The sequence below is a fragment of the Paenibacillus macerans genome (genome assembly GCF_050565405.1).
In the GTDB taxonomy this organism is placed as follows: Bacteria; Bacillota; Bacilli; order Paenibacillales; family Paenibacillaceae; genus Fontibacillus; species Fontibacillus macerans_B.
Genome location: NZ_JBNYYG010000024.1, coordinates 13,596 through 30,807 on the forward strand (window position 1 = coordinate 13,596; position 17,212 = coordinate 30,807).

Annotated in this window: 31 protein-coding genes; 1 reads left to right on the plus strand and 30 read right to left on the minus strand. The window is 49.7% G+C overall.

What is annotated here, in order from left to right; all coding sequences use genetic code 11:
- The 28 genes from rpsM to rpsJ all read right to left on the minus strand — a co-directional run bounded on the left by rpsM (position 1) and on the right by rpsJ (position 13,406).
- On the minus strand, positions 1–369 hold the full coding sequence (gene rpsM, locus ACQ4N8_RS15350) for a 30S ribosomal protein S13 (RefSeq protein WP_036712625.1): 369 nt from the start codon (positions 367–369) through the stop codon (positions 1–3).
- A gap of 20 nt (positions 370–389) precedes the next feature.
- Entirely contained in the window at positions 390–503 is a 114-nt protein-coding gene (gene rpmJ / locus ACQ4N8_RS15355) for a 50S ribosomal protein L36 (RefSeq protein ID WP_003333770.1), read from the minus strand.
- 152 nt (positions 504–655) lie between these two features.
- Entirely contained in the window at positions 656–871 is a 216-nt protein-coding gene (infA, locus tag ACQ4N8_RS15360; RefSeq protein WP_193418686.1) for a translation initiation factor IF-1, read from the minus strand.
- A 2-nt stretch (positions 872–873) separates the two neighbouring features.
- Positions 874–1,188: a hypothetical protein gene (locus ACQ4N8_RS15365; protein WP_430705251.1), complete on the minus strand. Its 315-nt coding sequence runs from the start codon at positions 1,186–1,188 to the stop codon at positions 874–876.
- A 3-nt stretch (positions 1,189–1,191) separates the two neighbouring features.
- Positions 1,192–1,944, minus strand: a complete 753-nt coding sequence (gene map / locus ACQ4N8_RS15370; protein WP_430705252.1) for a type I methionyl aminopeptidase — start codon at positions 1,942–1,944, stop codon at positions 1,192–1,194.
- Positions 1,945–1,949: 5 nt separating this feature from the next.
- On the minus strand, positions 1,950–2,594 hold the full coding sequence (locus ACQ4N8_RS15375) for an adenylate kinase (protein ID WP_430705253.1): 645 nt from the start codon (positions 2,592–2,594) through the stop codon (positions 1,950–1,952).
- Between the two features lie 95 nt (positions 2,595–2,689).
- On the minus strand, positions 2,690–3,988 hold the full coding sequence (secY, locus tag ACQ4N8_RS15380; RefSeq protein ID WP_430705254.1) for a preprotein translocase subunit SecY: 1,299 nt from the start codon (positions 3,986–3,988) through the stop codon (positions 2,690–2,692).
- Entirely contained in the window at positions 3,988–4,428 is a 441-nt protein-coding gene (gene rplO, locus ACQ4N8_RS15385; RefSeq protein WP_430705255.1) for a 50S ribosomal protein L15, read from the minus strand. Before rplO ends, secY begins: the two co-directional genes overlap by 1 nt.
- A 53-nt stretch (positions 4,429–4,481) precedes the next feature.
- Complete coding sequence (gene rpmD, locus ACQ4N8_RS15390; protein WP_018753977.1) at positions 4,482–4,667, minus strand: 50S ribosomal protein L30; 186 nt, start codon at positions 4,665–4,667, stop codon at positions 4,482–4,484.
- Between the two features lie 12 nt (positions 4,668–4,679).
- Positions 4,680–5,177, minus strand: coding sequence for a 30S ribosomal protein S5 (gene rpsE / locus ACQ4N8_RS15395; protein ID WP_430705256.1), 498 nt, complete (start codon positions 5,175–5,177; stop codon positions 4,680–4,682).
- Positions 5,178–5,204: 27 nt separating this feature from the next.
- Positions 5,205–5,573 (minus strand): 50S ribosomal protein L18, encoded by a 369-nt coding sequence (rplR, locus tag ACQ4N8_RS15400; RefSeq protein WP_430705257.1) that lies wholly within the window; start codon positions 5,571–5,573, stop codon positions 5,205–5,207.
- A gap of 83 nt (positions 5,574–5,656) precedes the next feature.
- Positions 5,657–6,199: a 50S ribosomal protein L6 gene (gene rplF / locus ACQ4N8_RS15405; RefSeq protein WP_430705258.1), complete on the minus strand. Its 543-nt coding sequence runs from the start codon at positions 6,197–6,199 to the stop codon at positions 5,657–5,659.
- 30 nt (positions 6,200–6,229) lie between these two features.
- Positions 6,230–6,628, minus strand: a complete 399-nt coding sequence (gene rpsH / locus ACQ4N8_RS15410; protein ID WP_430705259.1) for a 30S ribosomal protein S8 — start codon at positions 6,626–6,628, stop codon at positions 6,230–6,232.
- A 31-nt stretch (positions 6,629–6,659) separates the two neighbouring features.
- Positions 6,660–6,845, minus strand: coding sequence for a type Z 30S ribosomal protein S14 (locus ACQ4N8_RS15415; protein WP_013312154.1), 186 nt, complete (start codon positions 6,843–6,845; stop codon positions 6,660–6,662).
- Positions 6,846–6,893: 48 nt separating this feature from the next.
- Positions 6,894–7,436: a 50S ribosomal protein L5 gene (gene rplE, locus ACQ4N8_RS15420; RefSeq protein ID WP_430705260.1), complete on the minus strand. Its 543-nt coding sequence runs from the start codon at positions 7,434–7,436 to the stop codon at positions 6,894–6,896.
- Positions 7,437–7,469: 33 nt separating this feature from the next.
- A complete protein-coding gene (gene rplX / locus ACQ4N8_RS15425; RefSeq protein WP_009226649.1) occupies positions 7,470–7,823 on the minus strand; it encodes a 50S ribosomal protein L24 in 354 nt (117 codons plus the stop codon).
- A gap of 50 nt (positions 7,824–7,873) precedes the next feature.
- Entirely contained in the window at positions 7,874–8,242 is a 369-nt protein-coding gene (gene rplN / locus ACQ4N8_RS15430; RefSeq protein ID WP_059048890.1) for a 50S ribosomal protein L14, read from the minus strand.
- Positions 8,243–8,278: 36 nt separating this feature from the next.
- Complete coding sequence (gene rpsQ / locus ACQ4N8_RS15435; RefSeq protein ID WP_430705261.1) at positions 8,279–8,542, minus strand: 30S ribosomal protein S17; 264 nt, start codon at positions 8,540–8,542, stop codon at positions 8,279–8,281.
- A gap of 50 nt (positions 8,543–8,592) precedes the next feature.
- The gene (gene rpmC, locus ACQ4N8_RS15440; protein ID WP_018753986.1) at positions 8,593–8,793 is read right to left on the minus strand and encodes a 50S ribosomal protein L29; all 201 of its coding nucleotides are present in this window, start codon (positions 8,791–8,793) and stop codon (positions 8,593–8,595) included.
- Positions 8,783–9,217, minus strand: coding sequence for a 50S ribosomal protein L16 (gene rplP, locus ACQ4N8_RS15445; protein WP_059040326.1), 435 nt, complete (start codon positions 9,215–9,217; stop codon positions 8,783–8,785). Before rplP ends, rpmC begins: the two co-directional genes overlap by 11 nt.
- 2 nt (positions 9,218–9,219) lie before the next feature.
- Positions 9,220–9,888 (minus strand): 30S ribosomal protein S3, encoded by a 669-nt coding sequence (gene rpsC / locus ACQ4N8_RS15450; RefSeq protein ID WP_430705262.1) that lies wholly within the window; start codon positions 9,886–9,888, stop codon positions 9,220–9,222.
- 13 nt (positions 9,889–9,901) lie between these two features.
- Positions 9,902–10,234: a 50S ribosomal protein L22 gene (gene rplV / locus ACQ4N8_RS15455; protein WP_059040325.1), complete on the minus strand. Its 333-nt coding sequence runs from the start codon at positions 10,232–10,234 to the stop codon at positions 9,902–9,904.
- 36 nt (positions 10,235–10,270) lie between these two features.
- Entirely contained in the window at positions 10,271–10,549 is a 279-nt protein-coding gene (gene rpsS, locus ACQ4N8_RS15460; RefSeq protein ID WP_430705263.1) for a 30S ribosomal protein S19, read from the minus strand.
- Positions 10,550–10,629: 80 nt separating this feature from the next.
- A complete protein-coding gene (gene rplB, locus ACQ4N8_RS15465) occupies positions 10,630–11,460 on the minus strand; it encodes a 50S ribosomal protein L2 (RefSeq protein ID WP_430705264.1) in 831 nt (276 codons plus the stop codon).
- A 28-nt stretch (positions 11,461–11,488) separates the two neighbouring features.
- Complete coding sequence (gene rplW, locus ACQ4N8_RS15470; protein ID WP_430705265.1) at positions 11,489–11,779, minus strand: 50S ribosomal protein L23; 291 nt, start codon at positions 11,777–11,779, stop codon at positions 11,489–11,491.
- Positions 11,779–12,402, minus strand: a complete 624-nt coding sequence (gene rplD, locus ACQ4N8_RS15475) for a 50S ribosomal protein L4 (protein ID WP_430705266.1) — start codon at positions 12,400–12,402, stop codon at positions 11,779–11,781. Before rplD ends, rplW begins: the two co-directional genes overlap by 1 nt.
- Positions 12,403–12,428: 26 nt before the next feature.
- Positions 12,429–13,052, minus strand: a complete 624-nt coding sequence (gene rplC, locus ACQ4N8_RS15480; RefSeq protein WP_430705267.1) for a 50S ribosomal protein L3 — start codon at positions 13,050–13,052, stop codon at positions 12,429–12,431.
- 45 nt (positions 13,053–13,097) lie between these two features.
- Positions 13,098–13,406, minus strand: coding sequence for a 30S ribosomal protein S10 (gene rpsJ / locus ACQ4N8_RS15485; RefSeq protein ID WP_006676490.1), 309 nt, complete (start codon positions 13,404–13,406; stop codon positions 13,098–13,100).
- 322 nt (positions 13,407–13,728) lie between these two features.
- Between rpsJ and ACQ4N8_RS15490 the strand changes: the two genes are divergently transcribed.
- Positions 13,729–14,394, plus strand: coding sequence for a GntR family transcriptional regulator (locus tag ACQ4N8_RS15490; protein WP_430705268.1), 666 nt, complete (start codon positions 13,729–13,731; stop codon positions 14,392–14,394).
- Between the two features lie 47 nt (positions 14,395–14,441).
- Here the strand turns inward: ACQ4N8_RS15490 and uxuA are convergent, their stop codons facing one another.
- On the minus strand, positions 14,442–15,518 hold the full coding sequence (gene uxuA, locus ACQ4N8_RS15495) for a mannonate dehydratase (RefSeq protein WP_430705269.1): 1,077 nt from the start codon (positions 15,516–15,518) through the stop codon (positions 14,442–14,444).
- A gap of 22 nt (positions 15,519–15,540) precedes the next feature.
- Positions 15,541–17,181 (minus strand): mannitol dehydrogenase family protein, encoded by a 1,641-nt coding sequence (locus tag ACQ4N8_RS15500; protein ID WP_430705270.1) that lies wholly within the window; start codon positions 17,179–17,181, stop codon positions 15,541–15,543.
- Positions 17,182–17,212: the final 31 nt, after the last annotated feature.

The following is a 17,212-nucleotide window of genomic DNA, read 5'->3' on the forward strand; positions in this document are numbered from 1 at the left end:
TTATTTCTTCTTGTTCGCTACAGTACGACGAGGACCCTTACGAGTACGGGCATTCGTTTTCGTACGTTGTCCGCGAACCGGCAAGCCGCGACGATGACGCACTCCGCGGTAGCAGCCAATTTCGATCAAACGCTTAATATTTAAGGAAATTTCACGACGCAGGTCGCCTTCAACTTTGACCGTTTTGTCGATCGTTTCGCGTAGTTTGCTAACCTCATCTTCCGTCAAATCGCGAACACGAGTGTCCGGATTGATGCCTGTTGTGCTCAGGATTTTCTGGGAAGTCGTTTTACCGATTCCGAAAATGTAAGTTAAGGCGATCTCAACGCGTTTATCACGTGGCAAATCCACACCAGCAATACGTGCCATTTTACGCTACACCCCCTTCTTTAACCTTGTTTTTGTTTGTGTTTCGGATTTTCGCAAATCACCATGACATTGCCTTTGCGACGAATGACTTTGCATTTTTCGCAAATCGGCTTTACAGAAGGTCTTACCTTCATGTTAATTACCTCCTCAAGTTCTGCGAAGCAAAACTCTATTCGTAAGGACTAGCTTAGTTTTACGGATGTAAAACTTCTTTGCAATCATAAACCTAATCATCGAAACAACTCAACCTGAATATTATACCACATGTTTATGGCAAATGGTATAGCTATTTACGGTAAGTGATCCGGCCTTTTGACAAATCGTAAGGCGAAAGTTGTACTACTACTTTGTCACCCGTCAAAATACGGATAAAGTGCATCCGCAGCTTTCCGGATACGTGAGCGAGAATTTGATGGCCGTTCTCGAGCTCAACCTTGAATGTAGCATTCGGCAATGGTTCGATGACCACGCCTTCGACTTCAATGACATCTTCTTTAGCCACAGTCAGTCTCCTTTCTCTTCAGCAATGGAATTGGCGGATTTCGAATGAACGATCACGGCATGTCGCAGCTTGCCGTTCGTCACCCGCCCGCTTTCCTGCAAACTCTGAACAACCTCGCTGCTGACCATGGGCAGTAGCTCAAGATGCTGGGCGTTTTTCCGTTTGGGTTGATCAAACTTGCGTTTGTTTCCATCCGCGATCCAGACGAACTTGTCATCCACGATCCCGATAATCACGTATATCGCCCCGGCATCTCTGCCTTTGAGAACCTTCACCAGTTGACCGAGCTGCGGCTCTGAGCGGTGCATCACCTTCATCACCTACGCATCCAGCTTCGTGAAAATTTCCATGCCGTCCGGAGTTACAGCTACGGTATGCTCAAAATGAGCGCATAACGAGCCGTCTACCGTTACGACTGTCCAATTGTCATCCAGCGTTTTAACATATCGTTTCCCCACGTTAACCATCGGTTCAATCGCCAGGACCATGCCAGGCTTTAAACGTGGTCCCCGGTCAGGCAAACCATAGTTCGGGATTTGCGGTTCTTCGTGTAAATTCGAGCCGATGCCGTGACCGACATATTCCCGAACCACGGAAAAACCGGCAGCTTCGATAAACTGCTGAATCGCATGCGAGATCGTGAACAACCGGACATCCGGTTTAACGAGTGCGAGACCCGCATACAGCGATCCTTCGGTGACTTCCAAGAGCTTCTTGGCTTCCTCCGAAATTTCGCCTACCGGATAAGTCCACGCCGAGTCCCCATGGAAACCACGGTACTCCGCGCCGATATCCAAACTGATGATATCGCCTTCGTTCAATTTGCGTTTGCCGGGAAATCCGTGTACCAATTCTTCGTTGACCGAAGCGCAAATGCTGTAAGGAAAACCGTTGTAACCTTTAAAGGACGGAACGGCGCCCTGACTGCGAATGTATTTATCGGCGAGTTGATCGAGTTCTCCCGTCGTAATTCCAGGCTCAATCGATTGTGCCATGAGCCTGTGCGTTTCCGCTACGATTCGCCCAGCTTCTCTCATAAAGCCCAGTTCCGTTTCGGATTTACAAATGATCATTACACCTAACCTCGCAGTAGTGATACGATTTCTTTCGAGACCGCATCGATTTCCTGTTCACCATCCACTTGACGCAGCAGGCCTTTGTCCTCATAGAACTTCAGAAGCGGTGCCGTTTTGTTGATATATTCGTCCAGCCGCGTACCTACGCTCTCTTCGTTATCGTCGGAACGTTGATACAGCTCGCCGCCGCATTTATCACAAACACCCTCCTGCCCCGGAGGATTAAAGATCACATGATAAGTGGAACCGCAGGATTTGCAGATCCGGCGTCCGGTCAGCCGCGCCAGCAGCTTGTTCCGGTCCACTTTCAGGTTGATGACGTGGTCCAGCTTGCGACCCATGCCTTGAAGCAGGTCCTCCAGCGATTCCGCTTGCGAAAGGGTTCTTGGAAATCCGTCCAATAAAAAACCTTTTTCGCAATCGGACTGCTGCAGGCGTTCGCGAACGATCCCCACTGTCACATCATCAGGCACCAGAAGTCCCTGATCCATATATTCCTTCGCTTTCATCCCCACAGGTGTTTCCTGTTTAATGGCCAGGCGAAATGCGTCGCCGGTAGAGATATGAGGAATACCGAATTCGTTAACGATGACCTCGGCTTGCGTTCCTTTTCCTGCTCCAGGAGGCCCCATGAATAATAGGTTCATGTCTCTCACTCCCTCCAAGACTCCTCTACAACAAGAAATAGCGCAGTTAGGTGCCAGGTACGGCCGTTGAACAGCCTGTTCCTGGTACCTACCGACTATTTATTGATAAAACCTTTATAGTGACGCTTGATCAGCTGGCCTTCGATCGTTTTCATCGTATCCAGCGCAACGCCGATAACGATCAGGATCGAGGTACCGCCGATTTGAACCGTACGCGGCAGACTAGCCAAGGCACCCAAACCGATTGGAAGGATGGAAATAGCCGCGAGGAACAGGGCGCCGGTCATCGTCAAACGGGTCAAGACCCGGGTCAGATAAGTAGCGGTCGTTTTCCCCGGGCGAATCCCCGGAATATACCCACCGTTTTTCTTCATGTTGTCCGCCATCTGCTGCGGGTTCATCTGTACGAACGTATAGAAGAACGTGAAGCCGATGATCATGACAACATAAAGCACCATCCCCAGCGGACGGTCATGGGACAAGTTGCTGCTGATCCATTGCGCCCAAGTGTGCGTCGACCAAAAGCTGGCGATCACGATCGGGAATTGCAGCAAGGAGACAGCGAAAATCACCGGAATAACGCCGGCTGCGTTGATTTTGAGCGGAATATGCGTATTCTGCCCGCCATACATTTTGTTGCCTACCACACGTTTTGCGTACTGTACCGGAATTTTCCGTACAGCCTGCTGGATGTAAATGACTCCAATGACGATCAGCACGCACACGAGGATGATAGCCAACGATTTAACGACGTTCATGAACGCTTGGCCTTCAACGATAAACTCGGATTGAGCAATCGACTGGATATGCGTTGGAATCGCCGCCACGATCCCGGCAAAGATAATCAGCGAGATCCCGTTGCCGATCCCTTTCTCGGTAATCTGCTCACCAAGCCACATAAGGAATGAAGTACCGGCTGTCAAAACAATCGCAATCACGAGGTAGTCCGCAAACGTGGCGTTTGGAACCATTTCCGTACCATACAGCCGGTTGAAGCCGATCGATGTGGCAAATGCCTGAATGATCGCCAAGATGACCGTACCGTAACGGGTAACCTGGGCCATCTTCTTCTTGCCGTGTTCCCCTTGCTTGGCCCATTCCGCAAACTTCGGAATAACGTCCATGGACAAGAGTTGTACGATAATGGAAGCCGTGATATAAGGCATAATCCCGAGAGCGAAGATCGAGAAGTTCTTGAGTGCGCCACCCGAGAAGGTGTTCAAGAGCCCGAACAAATCGCTTCCGGCGCCGTTCGTCGCTTCAAAGACGTCTTTATTAACGCCCGGAACCGGAACGAAAGAACCGATCCGGTAGATGAGAAAGATAAACAGCGTGAAGAGAATGCGGTTGCGCAGGTCCTGAACATGCCATATGTTCTTAATGGTTTTAAACATTAGATCACCTCGGTTTTACCGCCGGCAGCCTCGATTTTCTCTACCGCAGATTGGGAGAACTTATTCGCTTTAACTGTCAACTTGACAGTAACTTCGCCGTTGCCGAGAATCTTGATGCCGCTTTTCGCGTCTTTCACGATTCCTTGTTCAAACAACAGTTCAGGAGTAACTTCCGTATCCGCCGCAAAGTTGTTCAAATCTTGGATGTTCACAATCGCGTACTCTTTCCGCGTCGGATTAACAAACCCGCGTTTTGGCAAGCGACGATACAGCGGGTTTTGTCCGCCTTCGAAGCCTGGACGCACACCACCGCCGGAACGAGCGTTTTGACCTTTGTGACCGCGAGTGGATGTTTTACCCATGCCGCTACCTGTACCGCGGCCTACGCGTTTGCGTTCTTGGCGGGAGCCAGGTGCTGGGGAAAGTTCATGTAACTTCATCGTTCGTTGCACCTCCTTATTTATTGTTGGCCCTTAAAAAGTTCCCGAAATCCTTAACCTTCGATTTCTTGAACCGAAACCAGGTGGCTGACTTGATTAACCATGCCGCGAATGGCTGGATTATCATTGTGAACCACGGACTGGTTGATTTTGCGAAGTCCCAATGTTTTCACGGTAGTACGTTGGTTCTCCGGACGACCGATCAAACTACGCACGAGGGTAATTTGCAGTTTAGCCATGAGATTCCCTCCTTAACCGAGAAGTTCTTCGACGGATTTACCGCGTAATTTCGCAACATCTTCAGCGCGTTTCAGACGGGACAAGCCCTCCAAAGTCGCGTTGACCATGTTGATGGAATTCGAAGAACCTAAAGATTTTGTCAAAATGTCGCCCACGCCAGCCAGTTCGAGTACGGCACGAACCGGACCGCCGGCGATAACCCCGGTACCTTCGGATGCCGGTTTCAGCAGCACGCGGCCGGCGCCGAAATGCCCGATCACTTGGTGAGGGATCGAAGTTCCCACGAGTGGAACATGAACAAGATTTTTCTTCGCATCTTCAATTCCTTTGCGAATCGCGTCAGGAACTTCGCCTGCTTTACCGATACCGGCGCCAACCCAACCTTTGCCGTCGCCGACAACTACGAGCGCGCTGAAGCTAAAACGACGTCCGCCTTTAACTACTTTAGCTACGCGGTTAATATTTACAACTCTTTCAGTCAGTTCTAAAGTGTTCGGATCTACACGCAAGTCGTTAACCTCCTTTTAGAGAATATTTTAGAATTCCAGGCCTGCTTCGCGGGCTGCGTCAGCCAGCGCCTGAATCCGTCCATGGTACAAGTATCCCCCACGGTCAAACACAACGTTTTTGAACCCTTTGTCTTGAGCGCGTTTTGCGATCAATTCGCCAACTTTGCGAGCGGATTCCACATTGCCGCCGTTGCCGATCGATGTGCTCAACTCTTTGTCAACCGTCGAAGCGCTAGCCAGCGTTACGCCTGCTACGTCGTCGATCAATTGAGCGTAGATATGTTTGGAAGAACGGTATACGTTCAGTCTTGGACGAGCTGCCGTTCCTTCGATTTTTTTACGCACACGCAAATGTCTTTTCAGACGGGCTTTGTTCTTATCACCTTTAGTAATCATGACTTCCCTTTCACTCCCTTCGGTTTACCGTTACAGACATTTCATTTCAAGACGCCAGAAGGACAAGTCCGCTAAGAAGAAACTTATTTCTTCTTACCGGCTTTACCCTCTTTACGAATGATGCGTTCGCCTTCATACTTGATCCCTTTGCCTTTGTACGGCTCAGGTGCGCGAACGGAACGAATTTTAGCGGCGTATTCACCTACGCGCTCTTTATTGATCCCTTTTACGATGATCTTCGTATTCGTAGGCACTTCAAATTCGATGCCTGCTTCCGGAGTGATTTCCACCGGATGGGAGTAACCTACGTTCAGAACGAGTTTGTTGCCGGTCAAGCTTGCACGGTAACCGACGCCAACCAGCTCGAGCGATTTGGAGAAGCCTTCCGTTACTCCGCTGACCATGTTGCTCACGACGGAGCGAGTCGTGCCATGCAGAGAACGATGTAATTTATTGTCAGAAGGACGTTCAATGGTGATCACGTTTTCTTCAACCGCTACCTTGATGTCCTTGTGAAGCTCACGAGTCAAAGTGCCTTTCGGCCCTTTTACCGTAATGACGCTATTATCAAGTGTGATATCCACACCACTTGGTACTGTAATTGGTTTGCGACCAATACGAGACATTTATTGCACCTCCTTGTTATAAGACGTTAATTACCAAACGTAGCAGACAACTTCGCCGCCGGCTTTGGACTGGCGAGCTTCCTTGTCGGTCATGACTCCCTTGGAAGTGGAGATAATCGCGATACCCAAACCGCCGAGGACACGAGGAACTTCGTTGCTTTTCGTGTACACGCGAAGGCCTGGTTTACTGATTCTCTTCAAACCGGAGATAACGCGTTCGTTGTTAGGGCCGTATTTCAGAAAAATACGAATCATCCCTTGTTTGTTATCATCGATATATTCGGCGTCACGAATGAAACCTTCACGCTTCAGAATTTCGGCGATTTGTTTCTTGATCGTGGACGCAGGCAGTTCTACCGTTTCGTGACGCACTGTGTTCGCGTTGCGAATACGTGTAAGCATATCTGCAATTGGATCTGACATAGTCATACGTGTAAACCTCCTTCCCGTTGTTGATTAATTACCAGCTTGCTTTTTTCACGCCAGGAATCTGGCCTTTATAAGCTAATTCACGGAAACAAATTCTGCAAATTTTGAACTTTTGCAAAACCGAATGTGGACGACCGCAACGTTCACAGCGGGTATATGCCCGCACTTTGAATTTAGGTGTACGTTGTTGTTTAACTTTCATCGAAGTTTTTGCCACTTTAGCCTGACACCTCCCAAATATTTTCGGAGAATTATTGACTTAGAGTTACTTTACAAATGGCATGCCAAGCTGCGTCAACAGCTCACGGGATTCTTCGTCGGTTTTCGCCGTAGTGACGATAACGATATCCATACCGCGTACTTTATCCACTTGATCGTATTCGATCTCAGGGAAGATGAGCTGTTCTTTCAGACCTAGCGTATAGTTGCCGCGACCGTCGAATGCTTTCGTCGATACGCCGTGGAAGTCACGAACGCGCGGAAGCGTTACGTTAAACAGTTTGTCTAGGAAATGGTACATGCGCTCGCCGCGCAGCGTTACTTTAACGCCGATCGGCATGTTCTCGCGAAGTTTGAAACCGGCAATGGATTTCTTGGCGCGAGTGATAACCGGTTTTTGACCAGCGATCAGCTGCATGTCGTTCACTGCGGAATCAAGCACTTTGGAGTTAGCCACAGCTTCGCCAACACCCATGTTGATAACGACTTTCTCGATTTTAGGCACTTGCATTACTGTCGTATAGTTGAATTTTTGAACCAAAGCAGGTGTCACTTCGTTCAAAAAGCGTTCTTTCAATCTTGCTGCCATGAATCATGGACCTCCTTTCTTTACGTTCCTGGATTAGTCGATTACTTCTCCGGATCTCTTAGCTACGCGAACTTTCTTGCCGTTGTCCAATACTTTGTAACCGATACGGGTTACTTTTCCGCTCTTAGGATCAACGTGCATGACGTTCGATACGTGAATCGGAGCTTCTTTCTCGATGATGCCGCCTTGCGGGTTCAGCTGATTTGGTTTTTGATGTTTCTTAACCATGTTCACGCCTTCCACAAGCACGCGGTTTTCGCGAGGATAAGCGGCGATGACGCGGCCTTTTTTGCCTTTGTCTTTACCGGAGATCACGATAACCGTATCGTCTTTTTTGACGTGCAGCTTATTGTTATGAGATTCAAGAATCTTTTTCAGTCTAGGCACTTGGTTTTACACCTCCTGTTTATCGCACTTCCCCGAGAGGGGCGTCACAATTAGATCACTTCCGGAGCCAAGGAAACGATTTTCATAAAGTCCTTGTCGCGAAGTTCGCGGGCTACTGGTCCGAAAATACGTGTTCCGCGCGGGCTCTTATCTTCCTTAACAACAACCGCTGCATTCTCGTCGAATGCGATGTAGGAACCGTCTTTACGACGAACCGAACGTTTCGTACGAACGACAACCGCTCTGACTACATCACCTTTTTTGACAACGCCGCCTGGTGTTGCTTGTTTAACGGAACAAACGATCAGATCCCCGATTTGTGCTGTACGACGACCGGTACCGCCCAGAACGCGGATACACATCAGTTCCTTCGCGCCGGAATTGTCGGCAACGTGCAAACGTGTAAATGGTTGAATCATGGATATTTCCTCCTTTCGGTCTAAGCTACCTTGCTATTAGATAATAACCGCTTCTTCAACGACTTCAACGAGTCTCCAGCGTTTGTCTTTGGACAGCGGGCGAGTTTCGGCGATTTTAACGGTATCTCCGATTTTCGCAGTATTATTTTCGTCATGCGCTTTAAACTTTTTCGTGTATTTAATGCGCTTATGGTACAAATTATGCTTTTTGTAGGTTTCTACAGCAACAACGATCGTTTTGTCCATCTTGTCGCTGACGACTTTACCAATTTGCACTTTACGGCTATTACGTTCGCTCATGGTTAGCCTCCTTCCTGGACTTAGGCGCTTCGCTTACGCTTGAGCGCTTCTTAACTGATGATCCCGAGTTCTCTTTCACGGATTACGGTTTTAGCACGAGCTATTTCCTTACGCACATCGCGGATCCGAGTCGGGTTGTCGAGTTGGCCGGTAGCCAATTGAAAACGAAGGTTAAAGAGTTCCTCTTTGAAACCTGCGATTTTTTGTTCGATTTCTGCAGTGGTTAAGTTGCGAAGTTCATTAGCTTTCATTTGCTTCACCACCCAATTCTTCACGTTTCACAAACTTCGTTTTGATCGGCAGTTTGTGAGCAGCAAGACGCATTGCTTCACGTGCGATTTCCTCAGATACGCCGGCAAGCTCAAACATGATTTTGCCAGGTTTCACAACTGCGACCCATTTCTCTACGTTACCTTTACCGCTACCCATCCGAACTTCAAGAGGCTTTTGGGTAATCGGCTTGTCAGGGAAAATTTTAATCCATACTTTACCGCCACGTTTGATGTAACGCGTCATTGCAATACGCGCCGCTTCGATTTGACGGTTGGTGATCCAAGTTGGCTCAAGAGCTTGCAGGCCGTATTCGCCGAAGTTGAGTTCGGTGCCGCCTTTCGCTTGGCCTCTCATATTACCGCGTTGTTGCTTGCGGTGTTTTACGCGTTTTGGTACCAACATGATTAGTTGCCTCCTTCCTGAGCAGCTTGTTGTTTCTTAGCCGTAGGAAGAACCTCTCCACGATAGATCCATACTTTTACGCCGATGCGGCCGTAAGTCGTATGCGCTTCTGCCGTACCGTAATCGATGTCGGCGCGGAGCGTATGAAGTGGAACAGTTCCTTCACTGTAGCCTTCCGTACGAGCAATTTCAGCACCGCCGAGACGACCGCTGACTGCTGTTTTAATCCCTTTGGCTCCCGAACGCATCGTTCTTTGAATCGCTTGTTTCAGCGCACGACGGAAAGAAACGCGACGTTCCAATTGTTGTGCAATGCTTTCTGCGACCAAAATTGCGTCAAGGTCAGGGTGCTTGATTTCGGAAATATTGATGTGAACCTTTTTGCCACCTGCGATTTTCGTAATTTCGTTACGCAGGTTTTCCACTTCCGAACCGCCTTTGCCGATAACCATGCCCGGCTTGGCTGTGTGGATCGTTACGTTCACACGATTAGCCGCTCTCTCGATCTCAATCCGAGATACCGCGGAGTCTTTCAGTTTATTTTTCAGGTGTTCACGAATTTTTACGTCTTCCAGCAAAAGATCACCAAAATCTTTGCCTGCGTACCATTTGGATTCCCAATCACGGATAATCCCTACTCGTAATCCGACCGGATTTACCTTTTGGCCCACACGTTTTCCCTCCTTATTTTTCGGATACCACCAATGTAATGTGGCTGGTGCGTTTGTTGATCCGGCTAGCGCGTCCCATAGCCCGCGGACGGAAACGTTTCATTGTCGGGCCTTGGTTTACGTATGCTTGCGTAATCACCAATTTATTAACATCCATAGAATAGTTGTGTTCAGCATTGGCAATCGCCGAGTTCAAGAGCTTCTCCACGATCGGGGAAGCCGCCTTTGGAGTGTGGCGGAGAATCGCGATCGCATCGCCGACTTGCTTGCCGCGGATCAGATCGATAACGAGCTGAGCTTTGCGGGGAGCAATACGAATAGATCTTGCATGTGCTTTTGCTTCCATGTGTATTACCTCCTCTCAAACGAAGAACTTATCGAATTAACGTCTCGTTTTCTTATCGTCATCCGTATGACCTTTATAGGTACGGGTTGGAGCAAATTCGCCCAGTTTATGTCCGACCATGTCCTCCGTAACGTATACCGGAACATGCTTGCGGCCGTCATATACACCAAACGTATGACCAATGAATTGCGGGAAGATCGTGGAGCGACGGGACCACGTTTTGATCACGATTTTCTTGTTCGACGCGCTCGCTTCTTCCACTTTCTTCAACAGGTAACCATCAATAAAAGGTCCCTTTTTCAGACTGCGACTCATTCATTTATCCTCCCTTCACATTACGCTGCTTGTTTCGCCCGCTTTATCCACAAGCCGCGAAGTGATCCGCGTAATGCGGATTACTTCGTACGGCGGCGAACGATATATTTATCAGAAGCTTTGCCTTTTTTACGCGTTTTGTAACCAAGGGTCGGTTTGCCCCAAGGAGACAACGGAGATTTACGGCCGATCGGAGCGCGACCTTCGCCACCACCGTGAGGGTGATCGTTCGGGTTCATGACGACACCGCGCACTTCCGGACGTTGTCCGAGCCAGCGATTACGTCCCGCTTTACCGATTTTCACGAGTTCATGGTCACCGTTACCTACGGAACCGATCGTCGCGCGGCACACTTTCAGGACTTTACGAACTTCGCCGGAAGAAAGGCGGATCGTTACGTATTTGTCCTCTTTACCCAGCAATTGAGCTTCCGTACCGGCTGCGCGAACGAGTTGTCCGCCCTTGCCGGGCTTCAGTTCGATATTGTGGATAACGGTACCCACCGGGATGTTCTCCAGCGGCATAGCGTTACCGATTTTGATGTCGGAACCTGCGCCGGATTCGATCACGTCGCCTACTTTCAAACCTTTAGGCGCGATAATGTAGCGTTTTTCGCCATCGGCATAGTGGATCAAAGCGATGTTCGAGGTGCGGTTCGGATCGTATTCGATCGTAGCAACGCGGCCTGGAATTCCATCTTTGTTCCGTTTGAAGTCGATAATGCGGTATTTACGCTTATGTCCGCCGCCATGGTGACGAACGGTAATTTTACCTTGGTTGTTGCGGCCAGCCGTTTTGCTCAGCGGCGCAAGCAAAGATTTCTCCGGTTGATCCGTCGTAATTTCTTCGAAGGTGGACACGCTCATGGCGCGTCTTGCCGGGGATGTCGGTTTGTACTTTTTGATTGGCACTAGATTTCCCTCCTTACTTTAAACGATTTTATACCGATTCAAAAAATTCAAGCGGTTTACTGTCAGCCGCCAGAGTAACGAACGCTTTTTTCCATTCGGGAGTGTATCCGAAGTGGCGTCCGTAACGTTTTGGCTTTCCAGGAACGCGCAGGGTGTTCACATTGCTAACCTTCACACCAAAGATCGCTTCTACAGCTTTCTTGATTTCGGTTTTGTTGGCGCGAATATCAACTTCAAATACATATTTCAAGTCACTCATATATTCAGCCGTACGTTCCGTAATCACCGGGCGTTTGATAATATCACGAGGATCTTTCATTACGCGAGCACCTCCTCTACCTTCTGAACTGCTTCTTTCGTAATGATCAGTTTGTCGTGCGTCAGCACGTCAAGAACATTAATGCCGTCAGCCGCTACGAATTTAACGCCTGGGATGTTGCGCGCGGAAAGCGCCAGGTTATCGTCGTAGCTAGGAGCTACAACCAGTGCTTTGCGTTCCACTTTCAGGTTGTTCAAAATCGCTGCGAATTCTTTCGTTTTTGGAGCGTTCATCGTAAGTGCGTCCAGCACGATGATGTCCTGGTCGATCACTTTCGACGACAAGGCCGATTTGATCGCCAAACGACGTACTTTCTTCGGCAATTTGTAGGAATAGCTGCGCGGAGTCGGTCCGAATACCGTACCGCCGCCTACCCATTGCGGAGAGCGAATGGAGCCTTGGCGCGCACGACCCGTACCTTTTTGTTTCCAAGGCTTGCGGCCGCCGCCACGAACTTCGGAGCGTCCTTTAACTTTATGGGTACCGAAACGCAGGGAAGCGCGCTGCATCACAACAGCATCGTGAAGAACATGCGTGTTCGGTTCAATCCCGAATACGGCATCGTTCAATTCCACTTCGCCCACTTGGCTACCGCTAATATTGAAAAGTGCTACTTTTGGCATTTGTTGTTCCTCCTTTCTTATAACGATTATTTCTTAATGGTTTGTTTGATTTTAACGAAGCTGTTTTTAGGACCTGGAATCGAGCCTTTAACAAGCAATACGTTGCGTTCTGCGTCGATGCGAACGACTTCAAGGTTTTGGATCGTTACGGTTTCGCTGCCCATATGTCCCGGAAGGTGTTTGCCCTTCGGAACGCGGTTCGCTTGAATGGAGCCCATCGAACCTGGTCTGCGATGGTAACGGGAACCGTGCGCCATCGGGCCGCGGCTCTGTCCCCAGCGTTTGATAACGCCTTGGAATCCTTTACCTTTCGAAATACCTGTTACGTCAACAAATTCGCCTTCAGCAAAAATATCGACTTTGACCTCTTGGCCAACCTCGTATCCTGCCAAATCAACACCGCGAATTTCGCGAACGTAGCGCTTAGGCGTTGCGCCTGCTTTCTTCGCATGCCCAACTTCCGGTTTGTTTGCTCTGGCTTCCTTCTTATCGGAGTAGCCGATTTGGATCGCTTCGTAACCGTCGTTCTCCAGATCTTTCTTTTGCAGAACCACGTTAGAGCTTGCCTCAATAACCGTCACGGGAATTACGTTCCCTTCCGGAGTAAACACTTGAGTCATTCCAAGTTTTTTCCCTAAGATACCTTTCATGTTGACACCTCTTTTCCTTTCCTGATTACCTTACAATAGTAGGTATTACAATTTGATTTCGATATCTACACCGGACGGCAGGTCCAAGCGCATCAAGGCATCCACAGTTTGTGGAGTCGGGTTCACAATGTCGATCAGACGTTTGTGCGTCCGCATTTCGAATTGCTCCCGGGAATCCTTGTACTTGTGCACCGCGCGGAGAATAGTAATCACTTGTTTCTCGGTCGGCAACGGAATCGGCCCGGATACGCCAGCACCCGAACGTTTTGCCGTTTCAACGATTTTCTCTGCGGATTGATCAAGAATTCTGTGGTCGTAAGCTTTCAAACGAATACGAATTTTTTGCTTTGCCATTTTAGTCCCTCCTTCTATCGCCCAATTTAGTATCGGACATACTCCGTGAAAATTTTCCAACTCACGCTCCCATGGCAAAGGGGCCGGGTGTGTCGGTAACCTCTCACATCATCGCAACGTCACAGAACAACATTCACTATTATATAGAAAACATAGGCGGAATGCAAGCATAAAATCTGAAGTTTTCGGCATGGCCGAAATCAAGGATCTGGGATTATGAATGAGGGTGATTTCATTCCGCTATTTCGTTTTAGCGAATTATATGTTAGCCTAATTTTAACCGTTGATAACTGGTCTATTAATATTATAGGAGAAATCAGTCATGCCTTCGTACACAAACAACCGGGACAGCATCTATAATACCGTAAAGAACCGGATCCTGACCATGGAATATACCCCCGGCCAAAAGATCTCCGAGCAGGAAATCGCCGAGCAAACGAACACCAGCCGGACGCCCGTCCGCGAGGTATTCATTCGCTTGAGCCGCGAGGGCTTGCTTCAGATCGTTCCGCAAAGCGGGACTTATGTATCCAAAATCAATATGAAACTGGCGGAAGAAGCCCGTTTTGTCCGCGAGAACATCGAGAAGGTGATCGTGTCCAATTGCTGCAACCATATCAGCGACGCACAAATCGCCGCCATCCAGGATATCATCGATCTGCAGGAGTTTTATTCGCTTAAGAACAAGCCCGAGCATTTCTTCGAGCTCGACGAGAAGTTTCATTATATGTTTTATCAAATCGATCATAAAGAAAACGTGTGGAACTGGCATCAGTCGTTCAATTCGCACCTGAACCGGTACCGCTGGCTGAGAAGCTCTTTTCTAAACCTTGACCTTCAGCATTTGATCGAGCATCACAAGGACATCCTGAACGCTGTCAAACTAGGAGACGCGCGAATAGCCGAAGAATTGGCATCCCGCCATCTGCAGCTGATGATCGACGAAAAGGACGCCGTGATCGCCGAATTCAAGGATTATTTCGAATAAGCCAAAAACCCCCGGCCGCTTCGGCTGAGGGTTTTTCTTTTGCAGGTTTATTTAACGGTTAATTTGTCGATCGATTCCCACAGGCCGTTAAGGTAGGTTACGCCAAGCGCACGATCATACAACCCGTATCCCGGGCGTGCTTTTTCGCCCCAAATCATGCGTCCATGGTCCGGACGGACATACCCCGTAAATCCGATATCGTGATAAGCCTTCATGATTTCGAACAAGTCCAGGGAACCGTCGCTGGATAGATGAGACGATTCGTCGAAGTCCCCGTTTTCATGAATTTTAATATTGCGAACATGGGCAAAATGAATACGACCCATTGCCCCGAACCGGCGGACCAGCTTCGGAATATCGTTCTCGGGATTGGCTCCCAGGCATCCGGAGCACAACGTGAGCCCGTTGTAAGGACTGTCGACGAGACCCACGATCCGTTCCAGATCGGCCTCGTTCTTCACGATGCGCGGCAATCCGAAAATCGGCCACGGCGGATCGTCCGGATGGATGGCCAGCTTGACGTCGCATTCGATGCAGGTCGGAATGACCCCTTCCAGGAAATACTGCAGATTGTCGAATAGTTTGTCTTCAGTCAAGCCTTCATACTTTTGGAACAGGGTCTTCAATTCGGCCAAACGTTCCGGCTCCCAGCCCGGCAAGGAATATCCGTTTGCCGATTCCTTAAACGTATCCATCATGCGGGTCGGATCGATTTGATCGACGACCGCCTGCTTGTAGGACAGCACCGTCGATTTGTCGGCGAGCGGTTTGGCCAGATCGGTACGCGTCCAGTCGAACACCGGCATAAAGTTATAGCAGATCACTTTGATGCCGTATTCGGCCAGGTTGCGAAGCGTCTGCTTGTAATTCTCGATATATCGGTCCCTGGACGGCAAGCCGATTTTGATATCGTCATGGATATTGACGCTTTCGATGATCTCCAGCTCGAGCCCCGCATCCTCCACTTCTTTTTTCAACTTGGCGATTCTCTCCTTCGGCCAAACCTCGCCGACAGGTACGTCAAACAATGCTCCTACAATGCCGGTCATGCCGGGAATTTGGCGAATCTGCTCCAGGGTTACGCTATCGTCGGCGCTGCCGAACCAGCGAAAAGTCATTTTCATCGTTTGTCCACTCCATTCATGTTCATCCATTGATTTCTTGCGATAGGGCAAGATGTGCTTTCAGCGCATTCCGGACGGCGCCGTCGCCGCTGACCAGCCCCCGCACTTGCCGTTCGATCTTGTCGCCTAATCCTGCCGCATACAGGTCCATGCCAAAAATCGTTTCATTGGACAAGACCGGGCGAAGCGTATTCCCCACCGATTCGGGTTCGCCGTAACGCAAGGCACCAAGCTGCTGCTGCAGTTCCGCTAGCAGCGGATCGGGGCTGATCGCAAATGCTTGCCCTTGATCGTCGATCCCAAGCAGGTATCTGATCCAGGCGGCGATCGTCAGCGGAATCAGCTCCAGCTGCCGCACTTCCAAATCCTCGCGTTCGGCATAGAGCTTGATCGTTTCGCCGAAGCGGATCTTCAGTTTTTGCGACGTATCCGAGGCAATCCGCTGCGGCGTATCCGGTATGTTCGGATTCGGCAGACGTTTGTCGATCACCTCGTGGATGAATTCCAGCGGATCGATAATCCCCGGATTCGTAACCACCGGCATACCTTCATCGTAGCCGATCTTCGTAACCAGCGCCCGCAGATCCGCATCGTTCATTTCCTCCGAAATGGAGGCGTACCCCAGCAAGCAGCCGAAGATCGCCAGTGACGTATGCAGCGGATTCAGGCAAGTGCAAACCTTCATTTTCTCAACCTGATCCACGATTTCCCGCCGCGTAAAGTACACGCCTGCCTTTTCCAGAGCCGGACGCCCATTCGGAAAAGAATCCTCAATGACGAGGTACTCGCATTCTTCGGTGTTGACGAAAGGAGCCGTCACCGTATTCTTTTGCGTTCTCACGATATCGGCGCTTTCGAAGCCGGCCTCCCGCAGCTGCGCTTGGACTCTTGCCGAAGGATGCGGCGTAATCTTGTCGATCATGCTCCACGGGAAAGTGATTTTGCTTTCGTCCGTCAGATACGGAATGAAGCCCTCATCAACAAATCCCCGCTTGGCCCATTGCTCGGCCACGGTCAATACCGCTTCCTTCAGCTTGTCGCCGTTATGCGAGAAATTGTCCGTGCTGACCAAAGCCAGCGGCTGCCGGCCGTTCCGGTATCGTTCATGCAGCAGCGCCGTCAGTTTGATCATCGCATGCTCCGGACGTGCCAGGCCCTGTTCCAGTTCCCGGATAATCGCCTCGCGCAATCCGCCGTTCATGTCTTTCAGGTTATAGCCTTTTTCCGTGATAGAAAATGTAACCATCTGCAAAGAGCTATTGCGGAATATCGCCTTCAGCCGTTCCCAGGCGGAAGCGTTGCCGCTGTCGGCATAAATGCTCTCCACTACGCTGGCGATCACTTCTTGCTGCAAACTTCCATCGGCTTTCATGACCACCAGTAATCCCAGGTTATCGTATGGGTGGTAGACTTTGTCGATGATTTCCTCGTCGAAGGTTTCGACGACGATAATGCCTTTATCCGCGGCTTTCGCCTGAATCAGGCGCTGCTGCAATACCGAATGGTAGCCCTTAAACAGGTTGCCTGCCCCAAAGTGCACCCACACCGGCGCTTCCATCGTGTTCCGGGCAATTCGTTCGATATCGAATCCGGGCAGCCGAATTCCCGCTTGAGTAAAAGCTTCCGGCTGCGTCTTAACGTGACTTGCTCCCAACACCGTCATGCTTGATTCCCGCTTTCTGTCATAGTGTTCT